Raw genomic sequence first — 19981 nt, forward strand, 5'->3', positions numbered from 1 at the left:
TGACAAGCTTTGAAATAACAAGACACAAAAGAATCAGGCTTAAAATATTTAAAAAACAATAGCTTTTAAGGCTGCTATAGTCGATTCAATTTAAAAGTAGTACAAGGCAACCGAGTGTAGATGTATATTTAATACTTCAAGCGAGGTTAACGCAGTAATACTTTTATAGTGGAATGACTATAGAAGCCTTGCACGATACATTTTGATCATTCACTTAGAAAAGACTGCCCAATTTGAGCAGTCTTTTTTTAGTTATGAATCGCCGTTTTTAACCATTAAGGCGTGTTTGACGATTCAACCATGGCAATTGACAAAGACTGTTTTTTAGGCAGCTCAACATTAAAAATAGTCAGCTTAGTCATTCTAAGCGTCTACTTTTAACAATGAAATGGTAAAAAACAGCCCTGTCTCTCTCTATTAATATTGGAATAATACTAAATTCTCCCAGCTCCATATAAGAAATGTGTTATAAAACTAATTAAGGCATGAACATTACCGTTGTTTTACGCCTTATCTGGAACAGTTTTAGCGATCAGCAGTATCTATTTTTGAATGTTCAACACGCCTTAATATTGGTCAATATGCCTTGTCATTTACCTACTTTACTCGCGAAAAATTCGGCGCAGACAACTTAACTATTGATTTATATTACCTTAGTCATAAAAAAACGTTGCAGTATCCTTAACAATTATTTTATATTGTGCCCCGAAAACGTGACACTAAGTGGAAGTTGAAAGAATTTAATAGACGTAGCAAGAGCGGTGATAATAATGGCAACAATCACATTGATGTGAGCAGCCTATCTATTCGCTACTGGGGCACGTACACAAAGGATATAAGTTATGTGGAAAAATATGGGACTGACCGGCAAGATTATTGTCGCTATGGTACTCGGTATCATACTGGGATTGTTTATAAACTATTCAGGACTGAACGCTGAAGGCGGTTTCATTCATACGTACATTACCAATGGCTTCCTCGCCATTGTCGGCAAGCTATTTGTCAACTCGCTCAAAATGCTAGTCGTGCCTTTGGTGCTGATCTCACTGATTTGCGGTGTTTGCGGTATTGGGGATATTCGTTTGCTTGGTCGCATCGGCACCAAGACATTTCTTATTTATATGATGACAACAGCTCTGGCTATCGCAACAGCGATTGGGCTTGGCGTGCTATTTGGTATCGGTAAAGGCATGAATATCGAAACCGAAGCGGCATTTGAAGCAGCATCAGCACCGCCACTGCTTGATGTGTTCTCTAATATTATCCCATCAAACCCCATCAGCGCGATGGCAAATGGTGATATGTTATCGATTATTTTCTTTGCTATTTTGATCGGTGTTAGTATCTTGATGGTGGGTAAACCTGCCAAAGGCTTAGTGCAGAGCTTAGAATTAATCAATGAAGTCATCTTAAAAATGGTGACCATCATTATGAATCTTGCGCCTTATGGTGTATTTGCGCTATTGACCAAAGCAATGGCAGAGCTGGGTTTAGACTTGATTTGGTCACTGCTGGGTTATGTGGCGGTATTGGTCGGCTCATTGGCATTCCATTTCTTTGTCACTATGATGATTGTACTCAAAGTCTCTTCGGGCTTATCCATCAGAACCTTTTTGGCAAAAATGCGTGAAGTTCAGATTTTTGCTTTTAGTACGTCAAGCTCGAACGCGACGATTCCTATTACCTTGCGTACGGTCACTAAGCGCATGGGTGTCAATAACTCAGTTGCTTCATTTACTGTGCCATTTGGTGCGACCATCAACATGGATGGTACCGCCATCATGCAAGGTACGGCGACCATTTTCATTGCCAATATCTATGGTATTGACTTGGGCGTGACTGAGTATCTGACTGTCATTCTAATGTCCGTTTTGGCTTCCGTCGGTACCGCTGGTGTACCGGGTGTTGGTCTGATTATGCTATCAATGGTATTTGCCCAAGTCGGTCTACCTATCGAAGGCATCGGTCTTATCTTAGGTGTGGATCGTATCCTTGATATGTTACGTACCGCAGTGAACGTCGGTGGCGATGCTGCTGTGACGGCTATTGTGGCAAAATCAGAAGGCAAAATGGATTTGGCTATTTATAACGATCCTAACGCTGGTGCAAAAGACGTGTTCGATGGTCACATTGATGAAGACAATGAGCGTGAATTCTCTGAAGTCTTTAGTGATGGGATCATGGGCAGTGAGTACGATGATATCGATCGTCGCCGCTAGGCACTTATATTGAATAGATTTTGATGATTTATTCACGATCCATAAAAAACCTCAGTCATATTGGCTGAGGTTTTTTTCTTTGCTAAATACATTTAGGGCGTGTTGAACAACAATCAACCAAAAACGTATTTGGTTATCATCGCCAAGCATACCACTACAATCATCGGACGAATCAGCTTACTACCGCCCTTGACCACCATATGAGAGCCAAAATACGCGCCTATCGTTTGTCCCACCATCATGGCAAGCCCTACTTTCCACAAGACATTACCGCCCAAAATAAAGAATATTAAAGAACCAATATTGGTCGATAAATTCAATACCTTTGCTGCGCCTGTTGCTTCGATGATTTGCCGACCGCGCAACGCCACGTTGCCGAGCGCAAAAAACATCCCTGTGCCTGGTCCAATATAACCATCATAAAAACCAATTAACGGTGCAACCACTTTTTGCCATTTGCCTTCTGAGATACGCGGCGCAGCTTCTACTTCGCCAAGTCGAGGCGCAAACAAAGTATAAATCCCGATAGCCGCAATCAAAAACGGAATCAGTGTCTCAAGCAGATCCGGCGGCGACATTTGTACAGCAATAGTGCCGAGAACAGAACCGATAAAGGCGCCAACAATAGCTACTTTGATACGTTGCGGTTTGACCACCCCTTTTCTAATCATCGTAATAGAGGCTGCTAGCGCACCTGAGGCGGCTTGTAGCTTATTGGTACCAAGCGTTAGCACTGGTGGGATATTGGCAAGTAACATGGCAGGGATGGTCAATAAACCGCCACCACCAGCGATAGCATCAATAAAGCCTGCCAACGCTGCCACAGCGGTAAGCATTAATATAACCTCTAACGAAAGCGATAAGTCCATGACGCTGACCTGTAAATTTTATGATGGAAAATGAGTAAGTCCTAAAAACTGGCTTTAAGAACTGGCTTTAAGAACTGGAAATAAAATATTAGTAGCAATGTTGCTATCAACTTTGCTATTCATTAGCTGATAGTACTGCTGATATATATTAAAGCTGTGACAGAACATCACAAAATGCCAATCATTATAAAGATAAAACGCTAAAAAAAGCCAAAAACGTAAAAAAGTCTGCTAGATTTGTCTAACGGCTTAATAAGTATCTAAAATAAGCAGCGATTGATTAAAACTATGTAACGACTTATCACGCTTTTGTCTGCTCTATCGACTTTATAATATCGCTATTATTAATGTGGCAAGTGGCACTTATAACTTTTGGTTGACGTATTTTGTTGTCTATATCAATAAGAGTATGAGAAACTGTTGCTGTCTATCATGTCTTTATGAGTCGTGTCATAGATATTTGAGGTTATTGGATTAATTTGTAATTCGTGTTTAGCAAATGAGGATGATATGGCAATACGCAGGATTAAAGCATTTTTTGAATTTGAGGCAGCGGGCGGTATCGTCCTAGCATTGGCTGCCATTGCTGCAATGATTATTGCCAACTCTCCTCTCAATGTGTGGTACGAGGGCTTTATTCACGCACCCGTTGCCATTCAAATCGGTGAGTTCGCTATCGCTAAAGACGCTCATCACTGGATCAATGACGGTTTGATGGCGATTTTCTTTTTCTTAGTGGGACTTGAGCTCAAACGTGAAGTGTTGATCGGTGAGCTGTCTAACGTTAAGCAAATCATCCTGCCAGCTGGTGCGGCGCTCGGTGGCATGATTATGCCAGCAATTGTCTATCTGCTCTTTAACTATAACGAGCCTGAGTTTTGGAAAGGATGGGCGATTCCAGCCGCGACCGATATTGCTTTTGCCCTAGGTATTTTGAGCTTATTAGGCAACCGCGTCCCCAACTCTTTAAAAGTATTTTTAGTATCGATTGCTATTTTTGATGATATTGGCGCCATTTTAATCATCGCTTTATTTTATACCAGTGATTTGTCATTAGAGTCATTGGCAGTGGCAGGTCTATGTCTACCCTTCTTATACCTTCTCAATCGTCGCAACGTCACCAGCATCACGCCTTATCTGCTGATCGGTGTGATCATGTGGATTGCGGTACTCAAGTCCGGCATCCATGCCACCTTGGCTGGGGTGGTCTTAGCACTATTTATTCCTATGTTTGACCGTACTGATCCTGAGCACTCACCATTAGAAGAGCTAGAGCACGATTTACATAACACCGTTGCCTTCGGTATCTTGCCATTATTCGCATTTGCCAACTCAGGCATATCCCTCAAAGGTGCAGGCTTCGCTGAGCTGTTCCATTCAGTACCGCTTGGTATTGCGGCCGGTCTATTCATCGGTAAGCAACTGGGCGTGATGATCATGTGCTGGTTAATCTTTAAGCTTGGCATCTCAACCATGCCAAGAGGCATGAATTATAAGCAGATTTACGGTGCAGCCTTACTCTGTGGCGTTGGTTTTACCATGAGTCTGTTCATCGGCGGTCTGGCATTTGCTGGTGAAACAGCCTTATTTGATGAGCGCTTAGGTATTATTATGGGCTCAATCGTCTCTGGTATCGCAGGTTACCTCATGCTCAAAGTCAGCTTGAAAGACAATGTAAGCGGCACCTCAGTCGATCTGACTCGCCCTCATTAATAAGAAAATAAGCCATTTAAAGGCGATTTAGCTTATCAGTGGCTTATTATTTTATAGTTCACGTACTTTGGCAGCCGAGCATGGTTCATTAAAAGTATTTTTCATTAGCCATATCAGCACTTGCATCAATAGCCATAGAAGAGATAATCATGCGACAGTTTGTACTGCGGCCTTTGTTAAGCTTAGCGCTCCTTGGTAGCATTGTTTTACTATCAAGCTGTGCCACGCTCTCTAAGCAGGAGTGCCTCGTTGGTGACTGGCAGGCTATTGGCTACAACGATGGCGTGGCAGGTTACCCATCAGATCGCCTTGCATCACATGCCAAAGCCTGTGCCAAGGCCAGTGTTGCCCCCAACTATCTGGCATGGGATCGCGGTCGCCAGCTGGGGCTTAAGCAATACTGCACAACCAGTAATGCTTACAATGTCGGTCGGCGCGGACGTCAGCTAAATAATGTCTGCCCCTTAACCTTGGCGAATACATTACAAACTGCCAATCAAAAAGGCTTAGACTATTACGCCTTAGACAGTCAGTTAGACAAAGGCAAGCGCCTAATAGAAACCTACCAAGAAGAATTTGATAAGCTAGAAAGTGGGGCGATGTTAAACTTTGCTAATGAAAAAGAAGCACGCGCGCGCCTACTGTCATTAGCCGACGAGCTGCGTAAAGCCAAGCGCCGTATGAACACCACGCAAAAACAATTAGAAGCGCTAAACCAGTCAAATAGCTATTAATAATATTGACCTTGTTAAATGATCTAATAGGAAAATATTTGGTAAGAAGGCATTTAATAAATATGGATTCAATCAACATAACTGATAAACAGACGGCTGATACTTTGAATCACCAACAACCCTTAATAAAACCTTATCAGCGTCACGGACGGACGACCGCGATTGATGACCATAGCGACTTGCAAGTATTAAAGCGCATCAAGCGTTATTTATTGCCAAAAGACTTCGTTATCTCGCAAGATTTATTAAATGAAATAGTCGCGGGCTACGATATTGGCGATTCACTGGCAGATACGTTGGCCGCTGACGGCATTCGTTTTGCAAAGCCCTTACAGCAATTTATTATCAGCGACAGTAGCAATAGCAATAAATTCGATGCTAATCGCACAAATAACCTTGCATTTAACGCCTTGGCTGAACAATTTAGCCACCATCCCACTTGGTTCGATCCCAAAGTTGCCCAAATCGGTGCGGTTGCCTATCGACGCTATCCGCTGATGCTGATTTGGCTACTACGTAATGTCGCCCTGATGGCAGGTTACAGCATCCCCGCCCTCTCCCTGCCGCTCATTCAGACAGGCGCATTGATGCACGATGCCCTGCCGCGCCTGATGCGTACTTACGCTTATATCCTTGCCGTCTCTGAACATCCCCCATTACATAAGCCAAATACAAATGCGCATAATCAACGTCAGTCTATCGAGCAAGTATTAGCGATTGGCTCAGAAGGTTGGCGGCAATCAATCAAAGTGCGGCAAATTCATACCCTAGTACGGCAAAACTTGCTCAAAGGTAAAGGCAATGCTGCTAAAGGCGTCATACCAAATGCCGACCAACATCACAACCCAGATGGCAGCTGGAATACTGATTATTGGGGTCTTCCTATCAATCAAACCGATATGATTGCTACTCATTTGCAGTTTTCATTGTTGATTATGCGTGGGTTACGGCTGCTTGGCGCACGCATCAGCACTGAAGAAGCGGCAGGTATTCTGCATCTATGGAATCTTGCCAGTCATTGGATGGGGGTTGACTTAGATCGCCTGCCAAAAGATGAAACCGCCTGCTGGGAATGGCTTTATACCTATTTATCAATTCAGCAACTTGATTTTAAAATGGGGCAACCATTAGCCAAAGCCTTGCATGATTTGCCGCGTCAGCTGATGGGCGAAGACAATCGACGGGGGCGTTTCGTTGAGATGGTCAATGCTAGCGTGACCCGTACTTTGGTCGGCGATGATATCGGCGATGGGCTGGATTTACCAAAATCAAAAATCCGCTTTGGTGTCTTATCATCGGTGCCGATTCTCTTTGCCCTTGATACGGCACGCCAACACAATCAAACAATAGCCGAAAAATTAGAAGCCTTCCGCGCCAAACGCCAAGATAATATGAACTGGTGGCTGAAGAAAAACGACGATTATTATAAGTAAGCAATTATAAATAAAGCATAGTAGATAAAAGAAACGAATAATGATTAGACGTCAGTCGCCTTACGGATTAATTGCGCGTATTTTGGATGCGATAATACCACTCAAGCTGCCGATCAAAGCCTGTTTCTAACAAGCTGGCAATGACTCGTCCTGTCAGACCCCAAACCGTTTCACCATCCACTTGCCAGCTAGGCGTGAGAATGGTCGCGATCTTATCTTGCATTGCATATTCTACCGCATACTCGACAGTAGGCTGAGTCAGCAAGGTTTCAAAATCTGCCCAAAAAATGCGCGAGATTTCGCCAAGCTCAGGGACTAATAATAAATCAGGCGCAATCAGCGCAACAATAGGACGCACACTCATACCACTTTTAGAGGTTTGAATGGGCAATTGACCAATTAGCTGGACTTTATTAGGTGATAGTGCGGTCTCTTCACAGGCTTCACGCAAAGCAGTGACGACATTATTACCGTCGCCTGCGTCATGTTTACCACCAACGCAAGAGACCTCGCCAGCATGGCTGTTCATGTGCGCAGCGCGGCGTGTCAGTAGCAGTTTTGGATGGCGTTCATGGGTAATGGCAACCAATACCGAGGCATCGGCAATGGGTGTTTGATACAAGCTATCTAGAATGCGAGTGCTACGAGAAGTGCTAGCATCATACAGCGCAGGACTGGTAACGGCATTTAAGGTCTCATGCTGCACCCGTTCCGCCAGCGTTCTAATAGTGGGATAACGAATAAAGTCCGGCACAGCGACTGAAAACTCATCAAAACGTAGCGACTGCGGGGGAAGTAACATGATTATTGCCCTATATTTTTATTAGAATTAAGCATCGGATGGTGGAGCTTATCTCTCGCAATGTGTACAACGCTTGCGCCAGTATTATTGCTACGCGTATCGCATCTACTACATGCTGGCCTCCATTCATTCATCGTTATGCTTGGCGACGTAAAGTGGCATTTTTTAATATCCCCTACTCTGATAGATGCGCGCGCTTTGCTGGTTACCCTTACTTAGAGCAACACCAGTCGCGGCAGCCATTACTCTCGTTATAGGTAAAGCTATCATTCAATAGTTAGCGTGAGTCTAGCCTAGCGCAATCTTATCGTGACTGCATATACTTTATGTGACTGTCCTGCTCTGCCTGCTGATGCATTCATTAATAGCAATCGTAGCCGTAAGCAGTTGCGCAAACCTGTGTGCTTGTTATTATCACTGCCAGTGTGATGAGAATTTGTGTTATCTTAGGATTAACAGCTATGATCACATAACATCTGATAAGCTAAAGTCATACTATTTTATAAAATAAGAATCATAATTCTTCAAAGAACGACAATCCTTTTTCTCATTTCTATTTATCATATATATTTATCATTAAATAAGGCAGTTGATATGCGCTATTGTTTACAATGCGGTCATGAAGCGGAACGCAAAATACCAGCCACAGATAATATCCCACGCTTGGTATGCCCCAATTGCCACTATATTCACTATGAAAATCCAAAAGTGATTTGTGGCTCACTCGTTGTGCATAAGCATCGGGTACTGCTATGTCGCCGCGCGATCGAGCCACAGTATGGCTTATGGACACTGCCAGCTGGTTTTATGGAAAATGGCGAAACCATGGCAGAAGGGGCCGCTCGTGAAAGCTTTGAAGAAGCAGAAGCGGTCGTCATCAATCCGCATTTATATTGCTTATATGATATTCCTGATATCGGGCAAATCTATAGCATCTATATCACTGAGCTAAAGGACGGTGCTTATGGCATCGGCTCTGAAAGTCTCGATTGTGCGTTATTTACCGAAGAAGACATTCCATGGGACAAACTTGCCTTTGAAGCGGTACGTCGTACCCTAAAAAGTTACTTTGCTGACCGCAAGCAATACGATAACCATGAAAATTTCCCTATTCATCAAGATATCATCGGTAAAGACCAAGCGATCAAGCGCTACTAGCCCTAAGCATATAAAGAATAGAGTTATAAAAAATAACCTTATAAAAAATAACCTTATAAAAAATAACCTTATAAAAAATAACCTTATAAAAAATCGACTGCTTTACAAAAGTGGTTGGTAAAAACCATTGATAAGTCTTATGCTAAGTTTTGAATATAGCCACTTATCAATGGTTTTTTATCGTCTGAAGTTAATCGTTTAAGCCGACTTGCGAGAATATTATGCTGACTTTATTGCAACGCTCTTTACCTCTATTACCGCTGACCATCGCCATGACTCTAACCAGTATAAGTATCACCAGCCATGCGGAAGATGCACGGTTAACCGCCAAACAATCTAACCCACAAACGCTTGGCTGGATGCAAGGTTTTCCGCCGCCTGCCGATAAACTGATTACTCAACCTTCCTCTAATTTTTTTAGTTTTCCCAAGCTGCGTTGGACGGTCTGTCATATCCGTGAATTGATGCCCACTACTGACGTCAGTCGCGGTATCGGCGCGCCTTCCAAGCTCAGCTATGCGTTAGATAAAAATATCGATGCCATCACCTTTATGCCTACTAACAGTAAGCGCCCGATGACGTGGAAGCAATCACTGGATGCCAATTATACTGACGGCATTATGGTCATGCATCATGGCAAGGTGGTATACGAGCGCCAAAACGGCTGCCTCAATGAGCTGGGCAATCATGCGGCGATGTCGATGACCAAATCAATGACTGGGCTGTTAGCAGAGATCCTCGTGACCGAAGGTAAGCTTGATGATAAAGCCTTGGTGGCGTCTATCATTCCAGAGCTCAAGGACAGTGGTTTTGGTGATGCAACCGTACGCCAAGTCATGGACATGACCACAGCGCTCGATTATAGCGAAGACTATGCTGATCCTAATGCCGATATCTGGAAGTATTCAGAAGCGGCAAGCCCATTACCAAAACCGAAAGATTATAAAGGACCCAATGGTTACTTTGAGTACCTGCAAACAGTTAAGAAGAACGGCGAACATGGGGAAGCGTTCAACTATCGAACCATCAATAGCGACGCGCTAGGTTGGATTATTTCACGTACGACTGGTAAAGCGGTGAATGAATTACTCTCGGAACGCATCTGGCAAAAAATCGGTGCTGAACAAAGCGCCTATATGACGGTCGATGCTAAAGGTACGCCGTTTGCCGGCGGCGGTCTTAGTGCAGGTTTGCATGATATGGCACGCATTGGTAGCTTGATGCTCAATAAAGGCGAGATTAATGGTGAGCGCTTATTCCCAGCTGCGGTCGTTGATAATATCGAAGCGGGTGGCGATAAAGAGGCTTTTGCGAAAGCCGATTATAAGCAGCTGACTAACGGCAGCTACACAAGCATGTGGTGGTTATTTAATAACCCCACGCCCATCTATGCAGCACGCGGCGTCCACGGTCAAACTGTCTATGTGGATCCAGCAGCTGATATGGTCATCGTTCGTTTTGCGTCATATCCGGATGCTAGTAACGGTAAAATCGACCCTACCTCGCTACCAGCTTATAAAGCGGTGGCAAATTACTTAATCAAAAAGTAAGCCTTTAAAAAACCAGTCTCTAAGAAATAGCGCTTTAAAAGACTCACCCAAAATAAAAACCGCCGCTTTCAATATAAATACTGAAAGCGGCGGTTTTTTTATAACAATTAAATCAGTAGACTTGAAGAAGATTAACTTTTAATTTTACAAACGTTAAAGCCCAATTCTTTTACCGCTACTTCTTTATCATAAGGCGCGAGTACTGCCCGTACGTGCTTTTGTCCTTGTAGATATTGCTTAGCAACACGCTGCAAGTCTGCCACGGTCACGGCTAAGATTGCCGCGCGCATTTTACGCTGCCACTCTACACCGCGATGATGCAAATCTGCAAAGCAGGCTTTAACCGCCTCTCCTGCTGGAGAGCCTGGCTTATCCATTCCTGAGATAATACCTAAGATGGCCTCTTCTAACTGCTCGTCCGTTTGCGGCTCATTAAATAGCCACTCGATACTGGCATCGAAGTGCGCAAAGGTCTCAGCGCACTGCGGATCACGGTAGCTAAAGAACTTAAAGGCACAGGCATTAGCATCGTAGCCCGCACCGCCGCCATAAGCACCGCCGCGCTCACGAATAGCGCTATGCAGATAACCATTGCGTAGATAAGGCGCGAGTACCATTAAGGCTGCCGTATCTGGATGATCAGCCGCTGGCACGGTATAAGCACTGGCATTATGATAAACGTTGGTTGGCACTAGCCACGCCAAGTCTTCAACATCGAGCACCACATCACTTTCTAGCGCTTCGACCGCGTCTTTATCACCATTTAACGCCGCATCAAGTTGCAATTCGGCAAACTCGCTTGGAATATTGGCGTCGATACTCGCATCGGTATTTTTTAACTGCGCTGCAATCTTTGGCGCTTGACTGTCTTTCCAGCTATCAACGATTAAATTGCTTAAGCGTTCAGTTTGCTCCGCTTCGCAGATGATGACGGCATGCTTAGGTAAACTGATTAGACGTTGATGTAAGTCCATCAAACTGGTTGCTAGTTTATCCCACTGTGCATCATCGCTACTGGCATGAGTTAAGAAGTCTTTTAGCGCGTTCAATGCTGGCAGACCACTGCGTACATATTCTAATTGCGCTTGGCGACTCATGCCGCGACTGGCGGTTTGCATCGCATAAGAATGCCCTGAACCAGCAAGGTTTGACTGCCAGCCTGCTTGACGCTGCTGCAAGATTTCTTTGATACGGTCATGCTCACTAAAGATACTGTGTTCCATGGCTTCTTTGAGCAAATCAATCGCTTCAGGTTTACGATTCAGCGCGCGCGTTGCCACCACAAAGTAGCTGCTAATCGCTTGGCTGTCATCGACATTGGTACGTTGGCTAATTCTAGCAGTCACCCCTGATGAATGCGCCGCTTGTTTAGCCTGCATTTCATGGGCACTTAGAGAATCTGTACCTAGCTCTGATAACAAGCTTAAATAGATAGGCAATAACGGATGATTAATGACTTCATTAACGGGTAGCTCGCTTGTATCCTCATTACCAATCGCATCAGTCAACGGTACAATTATTTGATAATAATATAAGCCATTGGTGCCCGCTTCATATTCAAATAAGGTGCTTTCTTTACCACTTAAATTAATCTGCTTTTGCGTGCCTTGTTTAAAGCTGATATCGGTCGGTACGTCTTCTAAACCCACTTTTGGTAATAAGCTTAAATCATCAGGCGCTGCTTGGCGCGCTGCCAAATCAAGCGCTTGTTGTTTTAAGATAGCTTTATCATCAGCGGTCAAATCCATCTCGATGGTATCAAGACGGGTCTGCTCAGCTGCCGCCAAACGGGCAGTTTTTTCGCTGTCAGGCGTCATTGTGACGCGGACACGATGCTGATTATCAAGCAAATGCTGCTTGATTAAATTCGGTAACCATTGCGCATCTTTTACTTGCTCACGTAGCCATTTTAGGTGCTCATCAACTTCCCAGACATCGATAGGATTACCGTCATGAATAGCAGTACTAAAGCCTTCTAGCATGAGATTTAGACCATAGGGCATGCTATCGCCGCCGATATGGCGCTGATCAATCTCGATTTGATGCAAGATGGTTTCGATCGTTTCATCATCAATCGGCTTGCTCGCCACTTGTGTAAGCAAATCAATAATGCCTTGCTCTACCGCTTCGGCATGTTCAGGGTTTGAACCGCGCAGACCGGTATAAAAGACCATTTCATAATGACTGTCATCCAGCCCTAGTAGTGGACTTGGCGCTTTACCGAGTGGATGGCTATCTAGATACGCACGCAGCGGCGAACCAGCATGCTCAACCAACACGCCTTCTAATAAACGCAATGCCAAACGCTGCTTGGGATCAGTAATCGATGGTAATAACCACGCAATCACGTGATGGGTTTGGTCAGGACCTGCTTCGTCAGCCGTATAAGTATCAATTGCGCTAATCGGTGCAGACAAACGCTGCTCTGGACGTGAGACGTGTTTTTTACCTGCTTCAAACTGAATCAAGGCATCTTCATGGATTTTGGCTTGGGTTTCAGCGACTGGAATATTACCAAAGCTCATAATCACACTGTTTGACGGATGATAATGGCTCTGATGAAATTCAACCAGCTCAGTATGGGTCAAGTCAGGAATATCGGCAGGATCGCCGCCCGAATTATAGTGATACGTCGTCGTTGGGAATAAATGATGGGCGACCGTATGATACAACTGGTCAATCTCACCACTCATTGCGCCTTTCATTTCATTAAAAACGATACCCTTAAATTGCGGCTTGTCATTTTCGTCTAACTCAACACGGATGCCTTCTTGGGCAAAATCCAGCGGATGAATATTCGGAAAAAACGAGGCATCCAGATAAACGGCTAGCAAATTAAAGTAGTCATTTTTATTTTGCGTCGCATACGGATACGCCGTCCAATCGGCAGCGGTCATCGCATTCATAAACGTGTTTAATGAGCGTTTAATCATGGAGAAAAACGGGTCACGAACGGGGAACTTCTCAGAGCCACATAAAGCCACGTGCTCTAAAATATGCGCTTCGCCTTTTGAATCCATTGGCTGAGTTCGAAAGCCCACCAAAAAGGCATTTTCGTCACTCGGATGTGCCAAATGGTAATGCATCGCGCCTGTTTTGACGTGTTGGCTTATCAATACGTCCATCGATAATGCATCGATATGGCGGTGCTCAATCAGCTCAAAGGCAGGATGCAAAGTTAGATCAGTAGTAGATAATGTGTCGGTCATAATTTTCCTTATGGATTGCTCTAATTTTATTTAGAATAATATGCGATTAATGACTAAATCTAGCCAGTGGCGATAAAATAGAATCAGAGTAAACAATAGATAAATAGTGTATTTAGTACTTATCGTAGGGTGTTTTTTATATGATATTTATATAAAAATATTGTGAGTATTATTGTGATTAACTTATGAGTAATATTCAAATTTAATGGCATGTACCCGTGCATCATTTTAAATGACAGCAATGCACCGGTATAAATTAAAAAGAATTTGCCTAACGGAATTAGATGGGGTTCGCACCTTCATAAGTCAAGATACTGTAGTAATAAAGATGACCAATATGGCAGAATGTCGGATTTTCACAAAGCGAACTCAAAGCGTACTTAACAGCAGCCATCAGTAGTGCTATAGTTAAAATCATCTGTCACAAGGAGCCGCTCATGAGTTACGAACATATTTTATTGGTCACCGACTTAATGTCCGATGCTGATGTGGTCGCCCAAAAGGCCAAACGTATCGTCGAGAATCGTCCTAACGCCAAGTTATCGGTATTACATATCGTCAAAGATACCATGGTTGGTTTTGGCTATGAGCTGGTGCCAGCCTCCAGCTTATACGATGAGATTGACGATGAACGCTGTCAAGAAGCGCGTGCCAAACTGGCACAGTTTTTGGACCGTAATGACCTACATGCGGTGAATTCTGAAGTGACCACTGCCATCTCTAACAGTGAAGGCATCGTCAACTATTGCCACAAGCATGACGTTGATTTGCTGGTCATCGGTCGTCATGAACGCCATGGTATCGCAGCTTGGCTCAGTGGCGCGACGGCAGATAATATCTTGCCTAACGTCCCATGCGACAGCTTGGTCGTAAGACTGGATAAACCCGTTAATAAATAGTTTAAAAAAGACTTAACGCTGTATCTAAATTATTTAAACCTATCAAAAATAGCGCATCGGATAACTTTGCGCTGTTTTATTATTTATTGACATAGTAGACATTCTCGCTAATACCTCTATATTTCTAAGACCTCTATATTTATCACTAAAGTTAATCTTCTGTCAAAATATCAATAAAACTTTGCCAAATCGGGCTTTGATGGCGGGCTTTATGCCACACTAGCCACCAAGTTCGTGACAAATCGATGCCCGCGACTTTCACCTGTACCAGCGCTCCTGCTGTCAGCTCTGCCTGAATGACATGCTGTGATAAACAGCCAAGACCAATATCTGCACTCACCATATGCTTAATAGCTTCCGACTGCTGAATCGCCATCACAATTTCCGCATCAGGCAAATGCTTGAGCAGCTGCTCGTCGATAATTTGCCGTGTACCTGACCCTGCCTCTCGTACCAATAGCGGCAGCTTTGCCAGTTGTGCAATACTAAGCTCGTAGCAATTATCCGCATCGTTATACGCTGCCATGTCTGTCAACCATTTGCTATCACGCTTGGTAAAGATCATCAAGGTATCTGTCCGCCACGCACGCTGCTCAATGACTTTCATATCTGTGGGGCGCGGCATACCCTCTACGAGCGCAATATCAATATTTAATTGTTCAACTTCGCTGACCACTTCTTGAGTATTGGCGATATACATATCGATATGGGCATCGGGTAGCGTCGCATATAGCTTGGCAAGCAGTGGCGGCAGTACATAATTGCCGATCGTGGTACTGGCACCAATATGAATCTGCCCTGCTTGATGCTTATGATAATGCTCTAGAGTTAATGCCTGCCCCAAGATGGCTTGCGCCTGTATATAAATAGGATGGGCGTTGGGGTGCTGATTAAGCCTACGCCCGACGCGCTCAAACAATGGCATCTGCAGCCTTGCTTCTAACTCTGTCAGCGCACTACTGACCGCCGACTGCGATAAATGCAGCGCTTCACTGGCACGGCTGGTACTACCCGTTTGATAAATACTGACAAACACTGATAATTGCTTGAGGGTAATTTTTGGTAATACCTGCATGGCTTTCTTCATAATTTCTCTGATACCCCATCTTATTGATACAATTTAAAAACCACCTGTTACTTTAAAAACCCTTTATTATCTAAAAAACCATCTTTTTAGCCCAAAGACTTTTATTTAACCTAAAAAATCGATAGTTTTTATCTAATTAATCTGTTTTTATTATAGATTGGTCTGCCTTATAATGTCTATTCATAAGCTTATGCTTATTTCGATTATAGATAATACATAATAGGACAGTCAGTCATGTACGCCTTGACCCAATCAGTAAATAACTATTTCCCGCGCAGCCGCCATTTAGCAGGGCTCATCGTCGTGCTGATTGGCAGCTTATTTTGTTTGTGGCTCAATACTAGTGTAAACACATGGACAAATGGACGTATCGTTGGTTTGTCTTCTCTCACTTTAGCCATTCTCATTGGTATGGTATTGGGCAATACGGTCTATCCTAACCTTGCTGAGCGCTTAAGTGTCGGCGTGGCATTTGCCAAAGGTCAAATATTGCGCCTCGCCATCATGTTTTATGGCTTTAAGCTGACCTTAACGCAAGTATCAAGTGTCGGACTGTCTGCGGTGATGAGCGATGCGTTGGTATTGACATCGACCTTTTTACTCACCTATTGGATAGGTATCCGATGGTTAAAAGTCGATAAACAAACGACGCTATTAATTGGGTCAGGCGCAAGCATTTGCGGTGCCGCCGCAGTGATTGCCGCTGAGCCTGTGGTCAAAGCGGAAGCACACAAAGTCACTATTGCCGTGGCGACAGTGGTGGTCTTTGGTACGGTTGCGATGCTACTCTATCCGTTTTTATACCATATTGGTTGGTTGCAACCTTGGCTAAATGCTCAGCAGTACGGGATTTATACGGGTTCCACCATTCATGAAGTGGCGCAAGTCGTCGTCGCTGGTAACGCCGTCAGTCCCGAAGTGGGTGACACAGCGGTTGTCACCAAGATGATACGCGTCATGATGCTTGCCCCTTTTTTACTTATTTTATCGTTTGCCTTAACCAAAGGTAGCAGCGACAATGGCAAAAAACCATCGTTTATGAATCGCGTTCAACAAGTCAAAGTGCCTTGGTTTGCCTTCATATTCATTGCCATCGTCTTACTGCACACTTGGGTGCCGATGACCGCAAGCTTTGAGCGTAGTATGGTGATGCTAGACGACGTGCTGCTTACCATGGCGATGTTTGCGCTTGGTCTAACCACGCATTTGGGCGCTATTAAACAAGCTGGCGTTAAACCTCTTATCTTGGGGGCGATTATGTTTGCTTGGCTGATCGTTGGCGGTGGATTGATTAATATTGGCATAAGCTTACTTGGCTAAAGTAAACTACCAAACATCCTTGCCGTTCGTTATCATTCTTGCCATGAGTTATATAGATCAAAAATGCCGATGACTATGCTAGTCATCGGCTTTTTTGGTTTATCGTCTGATTTAAAAGCCACTCAACATAAAGCGCACGTTACGTTATAGATATTAAGCTTTTAATTGCAAATAGCTTATCTTAAATCGTAGACGAAAAAAAACGAACCCGAAGGTTCGCTTTTTTTTCATCTTGCTCTAAGTGTCTATAAAGACAAATTAGATAGCAACGATGTTATGGGCTTGTGGGCCTTTTTGACCTTGAGTTACAGTGAACTCAACTTCTTGGCCTTCAGCTAAAGTTTTGAAGCCTGAACCAGTGATTTCGCTGTAATGAGCAAAAACGTCTGCGCCAGTTTCTGGAGCGATAAAACCAAAGCCTTTAGCTTCGTTGAACCACTTAACTGTACCTTTTTGAACGTCTGACATAATATAATCCTACTTTTAAATTTATTAATGGCCTAGTGACCGATAACGCTTGCAAATAGCTACTGAACGATAAATATTAAAACGAAGGATTATAACTAATACTACGAGGTAATGATTTGGTGCAGAACTGCTCTTAAGCTTGGACGTATTATAGGGGGAACATCCTGATTTCGCAAGTCTTATCTTAGCTTTCATGTAACTAAAGCCCATTTATTACGATTTTTGACCTGAAAATCAACGCATTTTAGGCATTTGGCAAACGGAACAAATAGACCGCTACCCCAGTACAGACCACGGCTACCAGCCATGCCATCCATATCATATCGGCGGGAATATTAAAAAATAACATCGTTGTTGAAATAGTCATCATTATTGTCGCTAACCACTTAGCATAGAGTGGCACCGCATGATTATTTTCCCAATCGCGGACAAATTTCCCAAAGTATTTATGATTGATCAGCCAAAAATGAAAACGCCGCGAACTACGTGCCCAGCAACCTGCCGCCAGTAATATAAAAGGCGCAGTCGGCATGACTGGCAGTAACACGCCGATAATCCCTAATACAAAAAATAGCCAGCCCAGTATGACAAACGTCCAACGCACCGTTGGGCTGTTATGCTGATTGGTTTTGGGTCGATAATAAAAGACCTTTTTGTGTTGGCTCATAAAAATACTGTCATTGAATGATATGGAGTGGCTAATATTTGATAAAGGTTAGACAGCTAGATTGTTAAACCAGATAATCATTTATAGAACTGCCTACCTATATAGGTAGCTAAGCATGCAATATCACTCCAAATGGTACAAGGCTATTTTTACGAGGTTTTTGCTATCAGTAGGTATGTTTGGTTAGTGGTTGGGTAAGTGAGCTAACCACCTTTGACTGAATTTTTAGCAATAAAAAACCACTCATAGCTAGACTATGAACGGTTTTATCGTTGAAGATACTATCCTAATTTATTTATTTCGCTATCAACCCTATCTCGCGTGCTTCTTTTAACCAGTTTGGGAATTCCTCTAACATGCTCTCGTAAAGAGCTTCTTCGCTGATATCATCCAAATCATCGAGTTCAAAAAAATCGCAATTATCAATCACGCGCCCTGTCATGTCGTCTAGTTTTTTTAGGATGCCATAACCACGACCACCCAAGCCCACGAACTGCCAAAATATCGGTAGTTTCGCGGCTTCCGTCATGACTTTGGTGATACCGCGATTGTCATTCACCCCGCCATCACTGATAAATAGCACGTATACAGGTACATCTAAGCCGTCCTTTTGATAAAACTCCGTCACGGCTTTCATGACTTCTGCTTCGTTATTCACACGTGGGCCAAGTGCCCATTTGCGCCAGCCGCCATGAGCATTATCAATGAAACCGTCATAGTTGCTCAGCCCAATCTCACCCAAATACTGCGGATCTCGGGCGAATGCCCAGCAGTCTAGTGCTTGGTCATCATCGAAGCTCACTGCCAATGGCAATATGCGGTTGACCACCTCTTGCACGCGGCCTTTTTTGTACTGTCTGTTCATTGAGCCTGAGGCATCTAACACCAATGCTACCTTTGCGGTTAGTTGCTGCAATTGGCGTTTCTCAAGCGATATCGTGACTTTTTTGGCCAGATTGACCAGCTTTGGCGCTTTGTCTAGCATGACCTTCTCTAATGACGGTTTTGCTTGAACTGGCGCTACCGTTACGTCTGATACTTCTGATACTTCTGATACTTCTGGGCTACTATCTTCTACATCACCACCGAAATGCTGCACGATGGCGGCAAGTCCACCATTAAAGCCTTGCGCGACGTTGGATACCCGCCACACGCCACTTTTACGATAAAGCTGCATCAACATACTGGCTTGCTGCTGGGCAAAGTCTGCTGCTTGATATTCTGCCTGTGCTTTTTGCGATTGTTGCCAAATGCCAATCTCTAACGATTGAATTTGATTAAGCGGCGTGTCGGCTGATAACACAAAAAACAAGCTGTCTATATTTGTAGCCAGTTTGGACAAGTTAACTTCAAACTCGGCTTGGACGCCTTTATTTACCGTTGGCTGCGACTCGTAATGGGTGAGCTTGATTTGCCCGCACGGTGAGGTTGGCTGATTATAAAACACCATGTAATCATCATTGATCAGTTTGCCCGCTGCGTCTAAGGCAAAGCAGCTGATGTCCATCTCTATTGGGCTTTGGCGAGTGAACTTAAGCGTGATGGGTGCGGTATCGTCAATAGCAAGGTTACTTAAAGGCGCGCGTTGTCCGACGGTAAGATGGTTCATGGTGTTCCTTACGTTAGCGTGTTATTCCTTTAGAGATAATAGACTAGGGCGTGTCTTCAATTCATCTTACAATGAACGATAGTACACGCCAGATAAAGCATTGACTTAAAATTACGAGCTAACTTTTCATAGCGAGTGGCGATACTACGAAAGTGTTTGAGCCTTGCGAACATATTCTCAACAAGATGGCGCAGTTTGTATAAGTAGCTATCAAATTCTGGATTAGGTGCTTTAGTATTGCTTC

Annotated in this window: 16 protein-coding genes; 8 read left to right on the forward strand and 8 right to left on the reverse strand. The window is 43.8% G+C overall.

Features of this window, described 5'->3' with window-relative positions; translation table 11 throughout:
* The first annotated feature begins 842 nt into the window (after window positions 1–842).
* Complete coding sequence (locus JMW94_RS02755) at window positions 843–2219, forward strand: dicarboxylate/amino acid:cation symporter (protein WP_201600740.1); 1377 nt, start codon at window positions 843–845, stop codon at window positions 2217–2219.
* A 113-nt stretch (window positions 2220–2332) separates the two neighbouring features.
* Here the strand turns inward: JMW94_RS02755 and JMW94_RS02760 are convergent, their stop codons facing one another.
* Window positions 2333–3088 (reverse strand): TSUP family transporter, encoded by a 756-nt coding sequence (locus tag JMW94_RS02760; protein ID WP_198330152.1) that lies wholly within the window; start codon window positions 3086–3088, stop codon window positions 2333–2335.
* 510 nt (window positions 3089–3598) lie between these two features.
* Here JMW94_RS02760 and nhaA point away from each other — a divergent pair.
* The 3 genes from nhaA to JMW94_RS02775 all read left to right on the forward strand — a co-directional run bounded on the left by nhaA (window position 3599) and on the right by JMW94_RS02775 (window position 6968).
* The gene (gene nhaA, locus JMW94_RS02765; protein ID WP_045444001.1) at window positions 3599–4801 is read left to right on the forward strand and encodes a Na+/H+ antiporter NhaA; all 1203 of its coding nucleotides are present in this window, start codon (window positions 3599–3601) and stop codon (window positions 4799–4801) included.
* 149 nt (window positions 4802–4950) lie between these two features.
* Window positions 4951–5535, forward strand: coding sequence for a DUF2799 domain-containing protein (locus tag JMW94_RS02770; RefSeq protein ID WP_201600743.1), 585 nt, complete (start codon window positions 4951–4953; stop codon window positions 5533–5535).
* A 62-nt stretch (window positions 5536–5597) separates the two neighbouring features.
* Window positions 5598–6968, forward strand: a complete 1371-nt coding sequence (locus JMW94_RS02775) for an oxygenase MpaB family protein (RefSeq protein WP_201600746.1) — start codon at window positions 5598–5600, stop codon at window positions 6966–6968.
* Window positions 6969–7035: 67 nt separating this feature from the next.
* Here JMW94_RS02775 and JMW94_RS02780 read toward each other — a convergent pair whose 3' ends face one another.
* The gene (locus tag JMW94_RS02780; protein WP_201600748.1) at window positions 7036–7770 is read right to left on the reverse strand and encodes an NUDIX hydrolase; all 735 of its coding nucleotides are present in this window, start codon (window positions 7768–7770) and stop codon (window positions 7036–7038) included.
* A gap of 594 nt (window positions 7771–8364) precedes the next feature.
* On the opposite strand from JMW94_RS02780, the gene JMW94_RS02785 reads away from it, so the two are divergent.
* Both JMW94_RS02785 and JMW94_RS02790 read left to right on the forward strand, forming a co-directional pair.
* Window positions 8365–8928, forward strand: a complete 564-nt coding sequence (locus JMW94_RS02785) for an NUDIX hydrolase (RefSeq protein ID WP_045453478.1) — start codon at window positions 8365–8367, stop codon at window positions 8926–8928.
* 221 nt (window positions 8929–9149) lie between these two features.
* The gene (locus tag JMW94_RS02790; RefSeq protein WP_201600751.1) at window positions 9150–10478 is read left to right on the forward strand and encodes a serine hydrolase domain-containing protein; all 1329 of its coding nucleotides are present in this window, start codon (window positions 9150–9152) and stop codon (window positions 10476–10478) included.
* Between the two features lie 131 nt (window positions 10479–10609).
* Here the strand turns inward: JMW94_RS02790 and JMW94_RS02795 are convergent, their stop codons facing one another.
* On the reverse strand, window positions 10610–13687 hold the full coding sequence (locus JMW94_RS02795; protein WP_201600767.1) for an insulinase family protein: 3078 nt from the start codon (window positions 13685–13687) through the stop codon (window positions 10610–10612).
* A 437-nt stretch (window positions 13688–14124) separates the two neighbouring features.
* On the opposite strand from JMW94_RS02795, the gene JMW94_RS02800 reads away from it, so the two are divergent.
* Entirely contained in the window at window positions 14125–14586 is a 462-nt protein-coding gene (locus JMW94_RS02800) for a universal stress protein (protein WP_087813544.1), read from the forward strand.
* Window positions 14587–14737: 151 nt separating this feature from the next.
* On the opposite strand, the gene JMW94_RS02805 is transcribed toward JMW94_RS02800, so the two are convergent.
* Window positions 14738–15673 (reverse strand): LysR substrate-binding domain-containing protein, encoded by a 936-nt coding sequence (locus tag JMW94_RS02805; protein WP_060491834.1) that lies wholly within the window; start codon window positions 15671–15673, stop codon window positions 14738–14740.
* Between the two features lie 234 nt (window positions 15674–15907).
* Here JMW94_RS02805 and JMW94_RS02810 point away from each other — a divergent pair, with 234 nt between their 5' ends.
* Window positions 15908–16993 (forward strand): YeiH family protein, encoded by a 1086-nt coding sequence (locus JMW94_RS02810; RefSeq protein ID WP_201600782.1) that lies wholly within the window; start codon window positions 15908–15910, stop codon window positions 16991–16993.
* 258 nt (window positions 16994–17251) lie between these two features.
* On the opposite strand, the gene JMW94_RS02815 is transcribed toward JMW94_RS02810, so the two are convergent.
* The 4 genes from JMW94_RS02815 to JMW94_RS02830 all read right to left on the reverse strand — a co-directional run.
* Complete coding sequence (locus JMW94_RS02815; RefSeq protein ID WP_045453470.1) at window positions 17252–17461, reverse strand: cold-shock protein; 210 nt, start codon at window positions 17459–17461, stop codon at window positions 17252–17254.
* Window positions 17462–17705: 244 nt separating this feature from the next.
* Window positions 17706–18128 carry a YbaN family protein gene (locus tag JMW94_RS02820; protein ID WP_201600785.1) on the reverse strand — a complete coding sequence of 141 codons (423 nt, stop codon included), beginning with the start codon at window positions 18126–18128 and terminating at the stop codon, window positions 17706–17708.
* A gap of 295 nt (window positions 18129–18423) precedes the next feature.
* Entirely contained in the window at window positions 18424–19737 is a 1314-nt protein-coding gene (locus JMW94_RS02825) for a VWA domain-containing protein (RefSeq protein WP_201600788.1), read from the reverse strand.
* Window positions 19738–19793: 56 nt separating this feature from the next.
* A partial coding sequence (locus tag JMW94_RS02830) for a transposase (protein ID WP_201600791.1) occupies window positions 19794–19981 on the reverse strand: 188 nt, incomplete at its 5' end.

Source organism: Psychrobacter immobilis (assembly GCF_904846185.1).
Taxonomy (GTDB): Bacteria; Pseudomonadota; Gammaproteobacteria; order Pseudomonadales; family Moraxellaceae; genus Psychrobacter; species Psychrobacter immobilis_B.

Excerpts from the sequence above, each read along its gene's own strand:
- JMW94_RS02820 (WP_201600785.1), bottom strand. The coding sequence starts at position 18,128 with ATGAGCCAACACAAAAAGGTCTTTTATTATCGACCCAAAACCAATCAG.
- JMW94_RS02790 (WP_201600751.1), top strand. The coding sequence starts at position 9,150 with ATGCTGACTTTATTGCAACGCTCTTTACCTCTATTACCGCTGACCATC.
- JMW94_RS02755 (WP_201600740.1), top strand. The coding sequence starts at position 843 with ATGTGGAAAAATATGGGACTGACCGGCAAGATTATTGTCGCTATGGTA.
- JMW94_RS02760 (WP_198330152.1), bottom strand. The coding sequence starts at position 3,088 with ATGGACTTATCGCTTTCGTTAGAGGTTATATTAATGCTTACCGCTGTG.
- JMW94_RS02825 (WP_201600788.1), bottom strand. The coding sequence starts at position 19,737 with ATGAACCATCTTACCGTCGGACAACGCGCGCCTTTAAGTAACCTTGCT.
- JMW94_RS02800 (WP_087813544.1), top strand. The coding sequence starts at position 14,125 with ATGAGTTACGAACATATTTTATTGGTCACCGACTTAATGTCCGATGCT.
- nhaA (WP_045444001.1), top strand. The coding sequence starts at position 3,599 with ATGGCAATACGCAGGATTAAAGCATTTTTTGAATTTGAGGCAGCGGGC.
- JMW94_RS02770 (WP_201600743.1), top strand. The coding sequence starts at position 4,951 with ATGCGACAGTTTGTACTGCGGCCTTTGTTAAGCTTAGCGCTCCTTGGT.
- JMW94_RS02775 (WP_201600746.1), top strand. The coding sequence starts at position 5,598 with ATGGATTCAATCAACATAACTGATAAACAGACGGCTGATACTTTGAAT.
- JMW94_RS02780 (WP_201600748.1), bottom strand. The coding sequence starts at position 7,770 with ATGTTACTTCCCCCGCAGTCGCTACGTTTTGATGAGTTTTCAGTCGCT.
- JMW94_RS02785 (WP_045453478.1), top strand. The coding sequence starts at position 8,365 with ATGCGCTATTGTTTACAATGCGGTCATGAAGCGGAACGCAAAATACCA.
- JMW94_RS02810 (WP_201600782.1), top strand. The coding sequence starts at position 15,908 with ATGTACGCCTTGACCCAATCAGTAAATAACTATTTCCCGCGCAGCCGC.
- JMW94_RS02805 (WP_060491834.1), bottom strand. The coding sequence starts at position 15,673 with ATGAAGAAAGCCATGCAGGTATTACCAAAAATTACCCTCAAGCAATTA.
- JMW94_RS02795 (WP_201600767.1), bottom strand. The coding sequence starts at position 13,687 with ATGACCGACACATTATCTACTACTGATCTAACTTTGCATCCTGCCTTT.
- JMW94_RS02815 (WP_045453470.1), bottom strand. The coding sequence starts at position 17,461 with ATGTCAGACGTTCAAAAAGGTACAGTTAAGTGGTTCAACGAAGCTAAA.